Here is a 649-nt window from a genome sequence, read left to right as displayed (position 1 = left end):
TTGATAATGGTTCCAATGATGCTTGTGGTATTCAATCACTTTCTTTAGACGTAGATACTTTTGACTGTTCTAATGTAGGAACTAACCCAGTTGTTCTTACTGTGACTGATAATAATGGTAATACTGCTACTTGTAACGCTACTGTTACTGTAGAAGATAATGTAGATCCTACTGCTATCTGTCAAGATATCACAGTACAACTTGATGCTTCTGGTAATGCCAGCATTACTGCAGCAGATAGTGATAATGGTTCTAATGATGCTTGTGGTATTCAATCACTTGCTATAGATACAACCGCTTTCACTTGTGCTGATGTAGGTGCTAATACAGTAACTCTTACAGTAACCGATAATAACGATAATGTATCTACTTGTACTGCTACAGTAACAGTAGAAGATAATGTAGATCCTACTGCTATCTATCAAGATATTACAGTACAACTTGATGCTTCTGGTAATGCGAGTATTACAGCGGCTCAAATTGATAATGGTTCTAATGATGCTTGTGGTATTGATAGTTTGGCTTTATCTCAAGAAAATTTTGATTGTAATAGTCTTTTATTAAGTCCTATTACAGTAACCCTATTTGTTTTAGACAACAATGGTAATACTGCTTCTTGTAACGCTACTGTTACTGTTGAAGATAATGT

General features: G+C 35.0%; 1 pseudogene. It reads left to right on the top strand.

The annotated features are described in order from the left end of the window. Positions 1-649, top strand: a pseudogene (locus FUA22_RS13615) (hypothetical protein); the annotation flags it as partial.

The sequence above is a fragment of the Seonamhaeicola maritimus genome (assembly GCF_008056315.1).
In the GTDB taxonomy this organism is placed as follows: domain Bacteria; phylum Bacteroidota; class Bacteroidia; order Flavobacteriales; family Flavobacteriaceae; genus Seonamhaeicola; species Seonamhaeicola maritimus.
This window is presented reverse-complemented; position numbering and strand designations above follow the sequence as displayed.